7 protein-coding genes are annotated in these 13,086 nt (G+C 68.5%); 5 read left to right on the forward strand and 2 right to left on the reverse strand.

Annotation, left to right across the window (positions count from 1 at the left end):
- Positions 1-4 precede the first annotated feature (4 nt).
- The 5 genes from mtrB to ACLD0U_RS03790 all read left to right on the forward strand — a co-directional run bounded on the left by mtrB (position 5) and on the right by ACLD0U_RS03790 (position 8,822).
- Entirely contained in the window at positions 5-1,681 is a 1,677-nt protein-coding gene (gene mtrB / locus ACLD0U_RS03770; protein WP_374222180.1) for an MtrAB system histidine kinase MtrB, read from the forward strand.
- Positions 1,678-3,384 (forward strand): LpqB family beta-propeller domain-containing protein, encoded by a 1,707-nt coding sequence (locus ACLD0U_RS03775; RefSeq protein WP_410339878.1) that lies wholly within the window; start codon positions 1,678-1,680, stop codon positions 3,382-3,384. Before mtrB ends, ACLD0U_RS03775 begins: the two co-directional genes overlap by 4 nt.
- Before the next feature lie 296 nt (positions 3,385-3,680).
- A complete protein-coding gene (locus ACLD0U_RS03780; protein ID WP_410339879.1) occupies positions 3,681-4,136 on the forward strand; it encodes a ComF family protein in 456 nt (151 codons plus the stop codon).
- A 111-nt stretch (positions 4,137-4,247) separates the two neighbouring features.
- On the forward strand, positions 4,248-4,901 hold the full coding sequence (gene hpf / locus ACLD0U_RS03785; protein WP_179411273.1) for a ribosome hibernation-promoting factor, HPF/YfiA family: 654 nt from the start codon (positions 4,248-4,250) through the stop codon (positions 4,899-4,901).
- A 297-nt stretch (positions 4,902-5,198) separates the two neighbouring features.
- Entirely contained in the window at positions 5,199-8,822 is a 3,624-nt protein-coding gene (locus tag ACLD0U_RS03790) for a phosphodiester glycosidase family protein (RefSeq protein ID WP_410339880.1), read from the forward strand.
- Between the two features lie 70 nt (positions 8,823-8,892).
- Here ACLD0U_RS03790 and ACLD0U_RS03795 read toward each other — a convergent pair whose 3' ends face one another.
- Both ACLD0U_RS03795 and ACLD0U_RS03800 read right to left on the reverse strand, forming a co-directional pair.
- On the reverse strand, positions 8,893-10,218 hold the full coding sequence (locus tag ACLD0U_RS03795) for a hypothetical protein (RefSeq protein WP_224817576.1): 1,326 nt from the start codon (positions 10,216-10,218) through the stop codon (positions 8,893-8,895).
- Positions 10,219-10,392: 174 nt separating this feature from the next.
- A complete protein-coding gene (locus ACLD0U_RS03800) occupies positions 10,393-13,041 on the reverse strand; it encodes an FtsX-like permease family protein (protein WP_410339881.1) in 2,649 nt (882 codons plus the stop codon).
- Between the last annotated feature and the right edge of the window lie 45 nt (positions 13,042-13,086).

Raw genomic sequence — 13,086 nt, forward strand, 5'->3', positions numbered from 1 at the left:
GCGGGTGACCGCGACGAATCCGACGCCGGTGCCGCCATCGTTGTGGCGGGCTCCGCGCCGGTGGCAGATCGCACTCGGACTGGAGTGGCGGCGTTCGGTGCGGTTCCGTGCGACGGCGATCACCATGCTGCTCACGGCACTGGCGATCTTCATCACCTGTGTGGCCATGGCGCTGGTCATCCGCAATGACCTGTTCGAATCGCGCAAAGACGAAGCGCTGCACAATGCGCAGGTGTCGGTGCTGCAGGCGCAGAAGCTCCTCGACTCCGCGCAGGTCGGTGATGATCGTGCGGCGACCGCCGCCCTGTGGGGCGAGGCGCAGCGCGTGCTCGGACGCGCCGCCTCCACCGACCGGATCGTCGGGTTCTTCGCCGAGAGTGCAGGCGACGGTTTCGCCCCGTCGGGGTTCCGCAGCCTGCGGCCGTTCCCGACACTGAGCAACGAACTGCGCACGCGCGTCGTGACGGTGCCTGGCCGCCAGGCGTGGCAGTCGGTGGCGTTGCCTCAGGACGATGGGACCACGACCGCGGGCATCGTCGTCGGGCAGATGCTGACCATCCGCGATGTCGGGTCGTACGACATCTATCTCGCGTACGATCTCGCTGACGCCGATGAGACGCTGCTGTTCGTTCAACGCACGCTGTGGCTGGCGGGGATCACACTCGTGGCGATCATCGCGGGTATCTCGTGGCTCGTGCTGCGGTCGGTGTCTCGGCCGATCATCGAAGCGGCCGAGACCAGTGCGCGCCTGGCGTCCGGCGATCTCGAAGTACGGCTACCCGTCCGTGGTGAGGACGAACTGGCGACGCTTGGACGTTCGTTCAACGCGATGGCCGACAGCATCGAGAGTCAGATCCGTGAGCTGGCGGAGCTCTCGCTCGTGCAGCAGCGGTTCGTCTCGGACGTCTCGCACGAGCTGCGCACCCCGCTGACGACGATCCGGTTGGCGGCCGAGATGATCAACGACCAGAAGGACGAGTTCGATCCCACGACGGCGCGCACCGCAGAGCTCCTGCACACCCAGGTGCAGCGCTTCGAGCTGCTGCTCTCCGATTTGCTCGAGATCAGCCGGTACGACGCCGGTTCGGTGCAACTGGAGGTCGAGGCGACGAGCCTCGCACAGCTGGCCGAGGAGATCGTCGATGAGCTGCGTCCGCTCGCGACGGCGCACGACACCGAACTGCGCATGGTGGCCCCCGGTGGGTACTCACCGGTCGATCTCGACCCGCGACGGGTTCGCCGTGTGCTGCGAAACCTCATCGGTAACGCGATCGAGCACGGCGAAGGGCGGCCCGTGGTGATCACGGTGGACAGCAATCAGTACGCCGTCGCCGTCGGCGTGCGTGACTTCGGACTCGGGATGCGCTCCGAAGACGCCGAACGCGTCTTCGACCGCTTCTGGCGCGCGGATCCGTCGCGCAGGCGCACCATCGGCGGCACCGGGCTCGGCCTGTCGATCGCCCTGGGCGACGCCAAACTGCACGGCGGCAACCTGGAGGTCTGGTCGGAGCTCGGCGTGGGAACAAACTTCGTCCTCACGATTCCGCGCTCCGGTGATTCGACGCCCACCGGACAGGGGCCCGTGCCGCTGGAGCCGCAGGAGACGCTGCCGGGACTGGGAGATGCCACCCAGCCGATCGTCATACCGCCGACACCGGACATCGAGGGGGGACGACTATGAGATTGCGCATCGGCATCCGCCTGATCGCGGTGCTCGCGGCGGGTCTGCTTCTGGCGGGATGCGCCGGGTTGCCCACATCCGGTCCTCCCAACGCAGGTCTTCCCGTCGGTGAGGACGGTGACGCCACCAGTTTCACGCCGATCGCGCGCGGCCCCGAACCGGGGGCTGGGCCCGAGGAGATCGTCTCGCGCTTCCTGGAGGCGTCGATGACGCCGCGGAACAACTGGGAGATCGCGCATCAGTTCCTGACCGAGGAGTTCTCTCCTCAGTGGGATCCTGACAGCGGAGTCGCGATCGACTCATCCATCCTCACGAGAGAGTTCACCTCGACGGTGGACGCGGACGACGAGTCGGCGACGACGGCGGAGGTCACGGTTCAGCTCGAGCAGATCGCCGGCGTGGACGGCGATGGCGCGTACACGGCCGCCGGCGGCACGGCCAAGGCCACCTACCGGCTCGTCCGGCCCGAAGGCGGTGAGTGGCGCATCTCCGAGGCACAGGACGGCATCACGCTGGACATCGGGACGTTCGGTCAGGTCTATGAGAAGTTCTCACTGAAGTACTTCGACCCGAACTGGAGTCACCTCGTTCCCGATGTGCGCTGGTTCCCGCGGCTGGAAGCGATGGCCAGTACCGTCACCCGCTCGCTGATCTCGGGAACGCCCAGTGACTGGCTCGACCCCGCAGTGCGCACGGCGTTCCCGGCCGATGTGTCGCTCGTCGGCGACGCCGTACCGATCGACTCCTCGAGGGTCGCTTCGGTGTCGCTCTCCCGGTCGGCGCTGTCGGCATCCGGCACCGTGCTCGCGCGGATGAGGACGCAACTGGAAGAGAGCCTCGCCGGAACCGGTGTCGCCGAGGTCAGGTTCTTCGTCGAGGGTGCGCCGTTGGATGCCGGCACCGTGTCGCTCGACCAATCGATCACCGACCCGGGTGTGCTGGTGCAGACCTCCGATGCGTTCGGCACGGCCTCTGCTGGCGAGGTCGCGCCCGTCACGGGCCTCAGCGCGCAGATCGACGCGATCGCCGATCCGTTGCGCTCGATCGACGTGTCACTCGATGCGCTGCTCGCGGCGACGCAGCTGCAGGATGGGCACGTGCACGCCGTGCGCGATGGGCGCACGGTCGAGCTTGACAGCCGATCAGGGCTGATCGTGCCGTCGCTCGATCCGTACGGGTACGTGTGGTCGGTACCGCGCGGTGTTCCCGCCGACCTGCAGGCGTGGAGCACCGATGTCGTCCCGCACTCCGTCGCGGGTGCGTGGCCGGGGGCGGAGCAGATCAGCCACGTGCGCGTGGCCGCCGACGGTGCGAGGGTCGCCGCGATCGTCACGAACGGTGGGCAACACCGCCTGCTGGTCGCGTCGATCATCCGCGATGAAGTCGGGGTGCCGCTCGCGCTCTCGTCAGACATACCCGAGATCGCGGTGCTCAACGGTCCGGGCCGTGGGCTGGCATGGGTCGGCTCGGACTCGGTCGCCGTGCTCACCACTGCGCCCGATTCCACACTGACCACGTATGTGATCGGTGGTCCGGCCTCGTCCTCACCAGCCCCGGTGGATGCCGTCTCGCTGGCGGGGGCACGGACGACGACCGGCCTGCGTGTGCTGTCCGACGACGGATCCGTGTACGCGTTGCGCGGTTCGTCGTGGCAGAAGGCCGTGGAGGACGTGCTCGTGCTGGGAACCCGCGCCGGGTACTGAACACTCGCCGACCGTCCGTGCACATCGGACGAGATCGGGCGGGTTGTGCACGGAATGCGCGTTGGCGGCCTCTGCGGTGTGTGCATGTGCGCCAGTGTGAACGCATGGACGCCGACGGTTGGGCCCGGCTCGGGCGGGAGGCACTTGCCTTCCTATTGGCGGCGACGTGCCCAGGATGCGATCTTCCCGGCGCGCTCCTGTGCGATTCGTGCCGGTCGCTGTTGGCGCCGCAGCCGATCCGCGTATCGACCCCGCAAGGCCTTGCTGTGCGGGCAGCACTGACGTACGAAGGTGTCGTGGCGCGGAGCATCCGACGTCTCAAGGAGGATGGCGCGACGATGCTCGCGCATCCGCTCGGAGCCGCCGTCGCCGGCATCCTCGCCGAAGCCGATGCCGCCGTCGTGCCCGTCCCCACCAGCCGCGCCGCGTACCGGCGGCGCGGCTACCGCGTGCCGGAGCTGCTCGTGCGCAGAGCGGGCCTCCGTGCGCATCGGATGCTGGCATCCGCACGTCGCACCGGGGATCAGCGCGCGCTCGACCGCGAGGCACGCGCGCGCAACGTCGCCGACAGCCTGCGCGTGCGCGGCGGTGCTGCGCCGGGCACCCGGGTGGTGATCTTCGACGACGTCGTGACCACCGGGGCCACGCTGGATGAGGCCGCGCGGGCGTTGCGTGCGGCCGGACTGAACCCGATCGGAGCGGTTGCGCTCGCCGCGACACCACGTCGGATCGAGGTCACCGGAAACTTCTGAAAAGACACGGCTCACGGGTAGTGACATGAGCCGGAACGGGGACTAGCGTAGGGGGTCACAAGGCGACCGCGGTCCGCCCTTGGCCGGGTGGACCGGGACAAGGAGGCAGTGATGGAAACGAGCATCGTCGGCGTCGGAGTGAGCATCTCCGATCGGTTCCGGACGGTTGTCGAGGAGAAGACAGCGCGTATCCAGACGCTCGCACCGCGAGCGATGCGACTCGAGATCAAGGTCACGCACCGCGCCTACCGCAACGGTCGTCGTCCCGATGAGACGGTCGAGCTCACCCTGCTCGGCAAGGGACCGGTCGTTCGTGCCGAGGCGATCGATCCCGACAAGTTCACGGCGCTGGACATGGCCCTCGACAAGTTGGCCGAGCAGCTGCGACGCGCCAAGGAGAAGCGCATCGACAGCCGCAACCAGAGCCGCGGGCCGCACTTCGAGAAGGGCATCGGCGCACTCGCGGGAATCGACGTGCAGCCGGCATCCGTCGACGTGCTTCAGGCCGTCGCGACCGGCGCCGTGCCCGTGGCTGAGGAAGAGGAGGAGTACTCGCCCGTGGTCATCCGCACGAAGAACTTCGATGCGGAGTGGATGACGGTCGAAGAAGCCGTCGACCGCATGGAGCTCGTGGGCCACGACTTCTTCCTGTTCGTGGACGCCCGCACCGACCACCCCAGCGTCGTCTACCGGCGCAAGGGCTGGGACTACGGCGTGATCTCGCTCACGACCGCGGCACCACCCGCCGAGGCACTCGCGTCCTGACAGCGGGCTCCCGACCGGCGGGCGGCGCCTCGCACTCCGAGATGTCGTCCGGACGGGAAGGCCCCGCACAGCAGGTCTGAAAGGCCCCGGTGAGCACCCGCTCACCGGGGCCTTTCGTGTGCGCGAACGCCCGGTCATCTGTGGTTCATCCCGGCGTCACCGGGCATGAGTAGCTTCGCCGTGGCGCCCCGGCGTGGCCGTTCAGGCCGTCACCGGACTTCCCCGTACGGCGCTTGACAACTCGAAAGGTGAACTGTTCTCGTGGCTTCGTCGTCGTTATCCCGTCTTAAATCCACGGTGGTTGTTGGGCTCGCATTGGGGCTCACCGTCGGTGTGGTGGCCGTACCCCCGCAGCCCGCAGCCTATGCGGCCCCGGACACCGGAGGGCTCGATCTCGACAACGGCGAGTCCAGCCTGCTGCGGGCTGATACACGCCGTATCGCCCCCGGTCTGGAGGCGACCAGCTTCGATCGTCTGCAGCCGGAGGGCTGGGTCACCGGCGACGTGTTGGTCGCCGACCTGTCTACCTCGACGCTGCAGATGGACATCAGTGACTCGGGCGCGTTGAGTCGGCCCGCACCGCTGACGGAGCATGCGCTGGGAGAGAGCGCTGTCGCAGCGGTCAACGGCTCGTTCTTCGACATCAACAACTCCGGTGTCGCTCAGGGCACCAATATCTCGGTGGCGGATGGTCTGAAGACCACGAGCCCGGCACCGACCGAGAGTCTCACGCTCTCTGCCGGCATCGCGGCTGTGCAGCGGTTGAGCTCGGCGGCCACAGTCGAGATCAGCGAGGTGACGCACGCCGTCGCGGGGGTGAACAGCATCTCGATCCCGGCTGGCGGGCTGGGGTACTTCACGTCCATCTGGGGGGAGTATCCGCTGGCGCGGGCGATCGGCGGACCGGCCAACATCGACCCTTCCTTCCTGCGCGTCGAGATCCGCGACGGGCAGGTTGCCCGTCTCAGCTCCGATCTGACTGAGATCACCGAACCGGCCGCCATCCCCACCGGCACCGGGATCCTGCTCGCGCGGGGAGCGGCTGTCGATCTGCTCGCCGGTGTCGCCGTCGGCGACCCGCTACCTGTGACGGTGCGCGCGGATGCTGACGTGGACATGGCGATCAGCGGCAACCAGCGACTCGTCGTCGACGGCACGGTCGTCGGTCAGAACGGCTCGAGCGAGCCGCGCACGGCCGCGGGGGTGAGCGCCGACGGGACGACGGTCTACATCGTCTCGATCGATGGCCGGCAGAGCCACTCTCGCGGAATGCGGTTGGATGAGCTCGGTGAGTTCCTCGTCGAGCTCGGTGCGCACAACGCCGTCAATCTCGACGGCGGCGGCTCCAGCTCGCTGCTGCTGCGTGAACCGGGAACGACCGAGCTGAGTGTCGCCAATGCTCCCTCCGATGGAGTGCTGCGCAGCGTACCCAACAGCCTGGTGTTCTCGTCGACGGCGCCGGAGGGCGGCGTCGAGGGCGTGGCGGTCACGCCCGTGATCGACGCGGATACCGCGACGAACGTCTTCCCCGGACTCTCGCGCACGCTCTCGGCCACGGGGTTGGATGCCAACCTGACGGCTGTTCCCGCGACGGGAGAGTTCGACGTGACCGGTGATCATGCTGAGCTGACCGTGCTCGATGGCGCGACCGCGGTCGTGACGGGGGTCACCGCCGGACGAGCGCCCGTCACGTTCGCCGCCGAAGGGCACTCGTCCACGGCCTCGCTGCGCGTGCTCGGCGCTCTGCACCAGTTGCGGGCGAGCAGCAGCGTGATCGCGTTGGAGGATGCCGCGTCCACGGCGACGGTGCGGATCACGGGTGTGGATGCCGATGGGTTCACCGCGCCCATGGAAGCGCGCGACATCACCGTCACCTCGGGTGCAGATGTGCGGGTGGAATCCGATGGTCGGGACGCCTTCACGATTGTGCCGGAGACGGCCTCCGGAGCCGCCACCGTGAGCTTCTCGGTCGGTGAGCATCGCGTTGATGTCGCCGTGACCGTCGGACTGGAAGAGCGGGGGATCACCGATCTGGCCGACGCGACCGAGTGGATCTTCCGCTCGGACCGCGCCACGGGCACGCTGAGCACGGCCGAGGGGCCGGACGGTCTGACGGCGCTGAAGCTCACCTACGACTTCGCCAGTTCGACGGGCACGCGCGGTGCCTATGCCGTAGCACCGGAGGGCATCGAGGTGCCGGGGCAGCCGCAGGCGATCACGATGTGGCTTCATGGTGACGGCAACGCGACGTGGCCGCGGCTGCAGGTCAAGACGGGCAATGGCACCACCATGAACCTCGACGGCCCCCACACCGGCTGGACGGGGTGGCAGCAGGTCAGGTTCCCGGTGCCGACCGGAACCGCGTTCCCGCTCTCGATCCAGCGGGTGCGGATGATGGAGACCTCCGGGGCGCGCCAGTATCAGGGTGAGACGATGTTCGCCGGGCTGACCGCTGTCGTGGCACCTGATGTCGAACAGCCCGTCACACAAGCGGTTCACGACGCGGTGATCGTCACCAACGGCACGGTCGATGACCGCACGCAGCGGATCGCGGTGATGAGCGACGCCCAGTTCGTCGCGCGCAACCCGGATGGGCCGAATGTGCAGGGCGCTCGGCAGACGCTCCGCGAGATCCTCGCCGCGGAACCGGAGATGTTCATCATCACCGGAGACTTCGTCGATGAGGCTGCGCCGGAGGACTTCGATCTCGCGCGCCGGATCCTCGACGAGGAGATCGGCGACAGGCTGCCGTGGATCTATGTGCCGGGAAACCACGAGGTGATGGGCGGTCCGATTCAGAACTTCATCGACGAGTTCGGTCCGACGCGACACAGCACACGCGTGGGCAGCACACTCATCGTGACGCTGGACACCTCACACGGGTCGTTCAACCGGTCCGATCCGACGCAGCTGCGATTCCTGGAGCAAGCTCTGGACACGGCCGGCAATGACGATGACATCACCGGCGTGCTGGTCTTCGCGCACCATCCTGTCGATGACCCGAAGCCCAGCAAGGACAGCCAGATCTCGGATCGCCTGGAGGCGCGCCGGTTCGCGGAGCGTCTCGCCGAGTTCCGCGCGGACACGGGCAAGTCGATCGCTGCCGTGAGCGCGCACGCTGGGGTGTTCCACGCGTCGAGTTTCGACGGCGTGTCGAACCTGCTCACCGGAAACAGCGGCAAGTCGCCCTCCGGTCTGCCGGAGAACGGTGGTTTCACCGGCTGGGCGATGCTCGGCATCGAGCCCGGGGCGGGTGTCGTCGGCGACGCGCCTGATCCGGTGGTCAGCCGCACCGACTGGATGCGGGCAGAGGTCACGCCGCGCGTCGATGCGGTCACCCTCGGGGCGAGTGTGCCGATCCCTGCGGCGATGACGGTCGGCGAGAGCGTGTCGATCGATGCGACGATCTCGCAGGACGGCGGCCGCATCGTGCCGGTGGGGTGGCCGATGAGCGCCCAGTGGGGCGGCGATGCGGTGGTCGTCGATGACGGCTCGGTCGTGCCCAGCGGGGCGCGGGCGTTCAGCGCCGCTGAGGCTGTGCCGGCGGCTGTGCTGCGAGTGAACCCGGTCACGGGAATGCTCACGGCGACCGGCGAGGGAACCGCGACGATCCGGCTGACGGTGGGCGGCGAGCACGTCGAGCACATCATCACCGTCGGCGCTGATCCGGAGGTGCCGACCGATCCGGAGGTTCCGACGGACCCCGAGGTGCCGACCGATCCGGAGAAGCCCGTCGATCCGGAGCATCCGACCGATCCGGAGGGGCCGGTCGATTCCGACGATGGCGCGGCGGATGCCGGCTCGGACGGCGAACTGGCCACGACGGGTGCTGACACCCTGCGCGTGATTGGTGTGCTGCTCGTCGCGTTCGTCTTGACGGCCGCAGGCGCGCTGATGGTGGTGCGCCGCCGCACGGCCTGAGTAGCCGCACACAGCAAGGCGCCGCCGGGCTCAGCCCGGCGGCGCCTTCATCTGAATGCGAGTGGCGGCGTCAGTCGAAGATGCCGTCGAGGATGCTGCCGATGACGAGTCCGCCGAGTACGCCGCTGACGATGTCGCCGCTACCGCCGCCGCGTCGGCCGCCCGGGCCCCACCCCTGGTTGCCGCCCCAGCCCTGATCCTGCGGGCGGGCCGAGTCGATGTCGCGCTGCGCGAGCTGCAGGGCTTCGGATGCCAGCTGCGCGACCCGGCGGGCGGCCGAGAGCGCCTGCTCGCGGGTCTCCTCGGCGGGGAGCAGCGCGGGCACATCGGTGCGCAGTCGCTCAGCCTCGGCCAGGCGGGTGCGGGCATCGGCGCCGATCCACCCGCGGTGGCCCGCGATCAGGCCGCGAGCAACCCCCAGCTGGCGGTCGGCATCGTCGAGCGAGTGCTGCACGTGCTCGAGCGAGGGGAGCGGATGCTGGGCGCGGTAGTTCGCCTTATCGATGGCCGCATCCAGCGCGGCGTTGGCCGTGCGCAGATCGCTGAGCTCGGCGAACGGGTCGTTGGGCTGGCCGGTCGGCGTGAGCGCCCGCAGTGCAGCATCCAGCGCGGTGGTGGCCGCGACCACCTCGGGCGTTTGCGGAGCGTTGCGGGCCGCGGCGATGTCCTCGCGCGAATCGGCGACGACATCGGCGAGCGTCGACTCGGCACGCAGCGCCTCGATTTCGAAGTCCTCGACCGCGTCGAGGATGGCGCCGGCGCGGCGCACGGCCTCGGTCGCCGTCTCGAGCGCGAGGTTCGCCTCTTGATTCTGCTGTGCAGCACGGCGACGCTCAGAGACATCGGCGCCGTGTGTGGCGAACGCGATCAGCTGCTCGGACTCCTCGGCGGCGGACGAGATGCGGTGCATCGCGGACTCGGCGTATCGGGACGACAGACGCTCGATCGTGGTGCGCGCCTGCGGCACCCGGCTGCTCAGTGCGTCAGCATCCGCACGCACACGCGCCACCACTTGCGGAGCGTTGCGCACCTTCGCGATCGTGTCGGCGAGCGCCGAGGTCTTCTCGTCGAGCAGGCCGTCCGCCCACTCGCACAGCTGCACGATGCGCGCATTGCGGGTGCGCAGTTCTTCTTCAGTGTCCGGGATCTCGTCGTGGTTGAGCTGGTGCAGCTGGAACGCCTCGCGCAGGTGCGTGCGCACCGCGTGCAGCGCCGCACCCAGGTCGGCCGTCAGCGAGTCGCCGAGTTCGGCCTGGGCGAATGCCAGCTCATCGCCGGCCGTGCGGATGCGCTCATCCGCCGCGACCAGCGCCTGCTGCGCCTGGCGCGCCAGATCTGCGTCCTGCGCCTGCTGCGCTTCCTGCTCACGTTTACGTCTGCCCCAGAAACCGGCCATGCCCACGATCCTACGGGGAGCAGGCGATGCCGACGCTGTGGGCGGGTGCGCCTTCGGCGAACGCCCGCGCCGACACCCCGTGCTACCGCCGACACCCCTGGCTATGGGCGTCCATAACCAGGGGTGTCGACAGCAGGTGGGGGTCTCGGTGGAGTGGGTGGGGGATGCTGGGGCTCAGGCGATCACCGTGCGGCGGGTGAGGTCGGGATGCAGGGGACGGACGATCAAGGCAACCAGTGCGATCACACCGGGCAGGCCGATGGCGATGCCCAGCAGCCAGAGCACCGGTAGATCGGTCATCCGCGTGCTCGGCGCGGCCTGAGTCAGCACCCATGTTCCGATCACGCCGAGCATCACTCCCGACACACAGCCCACGCCCGCGATGATGACGGCTTGCCATGCCGAGACTCCGCGGCGGAGTCTCTCGGTGGCGCCAACGGCCGCGAGAGTCGCATCGTCCTCACGGCGTTCGATGCGGGCGAGGCCGAGGCTGATGGCTGCAGCGGCGATGACGATGATGCTGAGGACCCCGAGCACCAGGATCAGCCACGGTAGCGGCGCGTCAGGACCGTCTTCGACCCACACATCGAAGTGGACCCCGCCGGTGCTCGCGGTCTCGGCATCCACGCGCCATCGATCCAGCTGGGCGTCCGACGGTGGCGAGGGGAGAACCCCCAGCCACCTCGTTACCTGCAGCGGGACGCCGACCTTTTCGGCAGCAGCGGGGGAGAGGATGACGGGGTACGCGGAGCCGGCGCCGGTGTGCACATCAGCGGCAAAGTCCACGGTGCGCAGCGGATCTGACGGGGTTTCGGTGCCGTAGAGTCCGCGCACATCCCAGACCGCAATCCGCACGGTTGCATCGTCATCGACGAAGCGCGTGCCACCCGGAGGGAAGTCATGTTCCGAGGCCATCGCGAGCGCTCCGCCGTCCTGGAAGTCTCTGCGCTGTTCTGCGTCCAGAACGATACCGGTCGCTGCCTCCACATCGTTCGGGTCCATGACGATGACAGGTTGCGATGGCATCTCGATCCACTGGGAGACATCCGGTTCCCACATCGAGAGGTAGGCGACCTCGGGGCTTTCTCCGATGATGCCGCCGTCGGCGTCCAGTCCCGGCTCGACAGAGGCGGAGACCGGAATGATGCGCGCCGGGTTTGCGTCGGTCAGGAACGCCGGTGCCGAAGAGGGCGGACCCTGGCCCCAGCTCGAGACGATCACACTGCCGGTTGGTGCAGCCCAAGAGTACTGGCGTTCGGATTGTGCGGCGGTGAGGGCGACAGCGCAGAGCACGAAGGACGCAACTGACGTGCTCGCCGCTATGGACACGAACGCAGGCACCGTGCGTGGCGAGTTCGCGACCGCATCCCGCGACGCCAATCGGGCTGCAGAACCGAATCGTGAAAGCAGCCGCGCGAGCAGGCCGAGAACACCCTGTCCGGTGAGAGTGACGCTGAGCAGGAGCATGAGCACGCCGATGACAGATGACCACATCGCCGATGTCTGCAGGCCGCCGTTCCACAGCTGCTGCGAGCCGTTGAAGCCGAAGACCACGCCGCCCGTCACCACAAGCCCGGCGCCCGCCAGCGCGAACACCACCCCCCAGATGGGGCGCCGCACCGACATGACCACAGGGCGCCGTGCGCCACGCAAAGCGGCGATGGGGTCCCTTCTGGTCGCACCGCGGGCCGGGAGGATGCAGGCCGCTAGTCCGACGAGCACAGCGAAGAGGACGACGCCGCCGACTGCCCAGGGTACCTTCAGGCCCCACGAAGACCAGAACATGTTCTTGACGCCCGGGTCGAGCACAGCGAGCGCCACCGCGACACCGGCGATCCCCACGATGGCGCCGATGAAGCCGCCGGCCAGGCCGAGCAGCGTGCCCTGCATCAGTACGGTGCGGAGAACATCGGATCGGCGCGCTCCGACCGTGGTCAGCACCGCCAGCGAGCGCTGCTGTCGGCGCGTGCTGACGGTCATCGCCGCGGTAGACAGCAGACCGACGAGCAGTCCGCTGAACACCAAGCCGAGTGAAATCAGCGCCAGGGAGATCCAACTGCTCTCGCCGTTGTCCATTGTCCTCGTGGTGTCCGCGCCCGCCGGCGGATTCAGCACGAGGTCGCGGCTGTAAGAGATGTAGCCCGCATGATTGAGTTCGCCAAGGCTTGCGAGATCGGGCTGCCAGTCCGGCAGGAACCAGACCGTGTCGAAAGCCGACGGATCGTCTTTGACCGGCGCGGCAGAAGCGGGCAGGAACAGGACCTCACGATGGGTGTCACCGTCCATCGCACGCAGCACGCCGACGACCCGATAGGACCGTTCGCGATCGGGCAGCTCGACATCGTCGCCGACTTCCGCGCCGATACGGTCGAGTAGCTCGGGCGATGCCATCGCCTCGGTCGACGATCGAGGTGCATGCCCGGACATCACCTGGTAGCGGCCCTCGAGGCGGCGATCCCAGCTGTCGCCGTAGAGCACCGGGAACCCTGCGACACCATCAAGGGTGGTCATCCGCTCGTGGTCTTCGGTGATCGCGATGGTCTCGGTGTCTGCCGGCAGTCCGGCCTCGCGCAGATCCGTCGGTGCTGGGAGCTCGGGATTCGCCGGCGTGGAGTCTTCTGCTGCGTCAACCGACGTGATTCGGGGGGAATCGATAGCCTGTACCCTGCTCGGATCGGGTCCACCGGTGATCCGGATCCACGACTGGGACTCACCGAGCTCGAGGGTGACGGCCTGTTGTGGGGAGGGCGTCCTGCTCTCGCCGAAAGTGAGCGCCCCGGCAGCCGCCGCCACAGGCACCGAGATGAGGGCTGCGACCAGCATCGAGGTGCCCCTTGTGCGCAGTAACTGCCGGCCGGCGAGCTTCAG

Source organism: Microbacterium sp. 2216-1 (assembly GCF_046507855.1).
GTDB lineage: Bacteria > Actinomycetota > Actinomycetes > Actinomycetales > Microbacteriaceae > Microbacterium > Microbacterium esteraromaticum_C.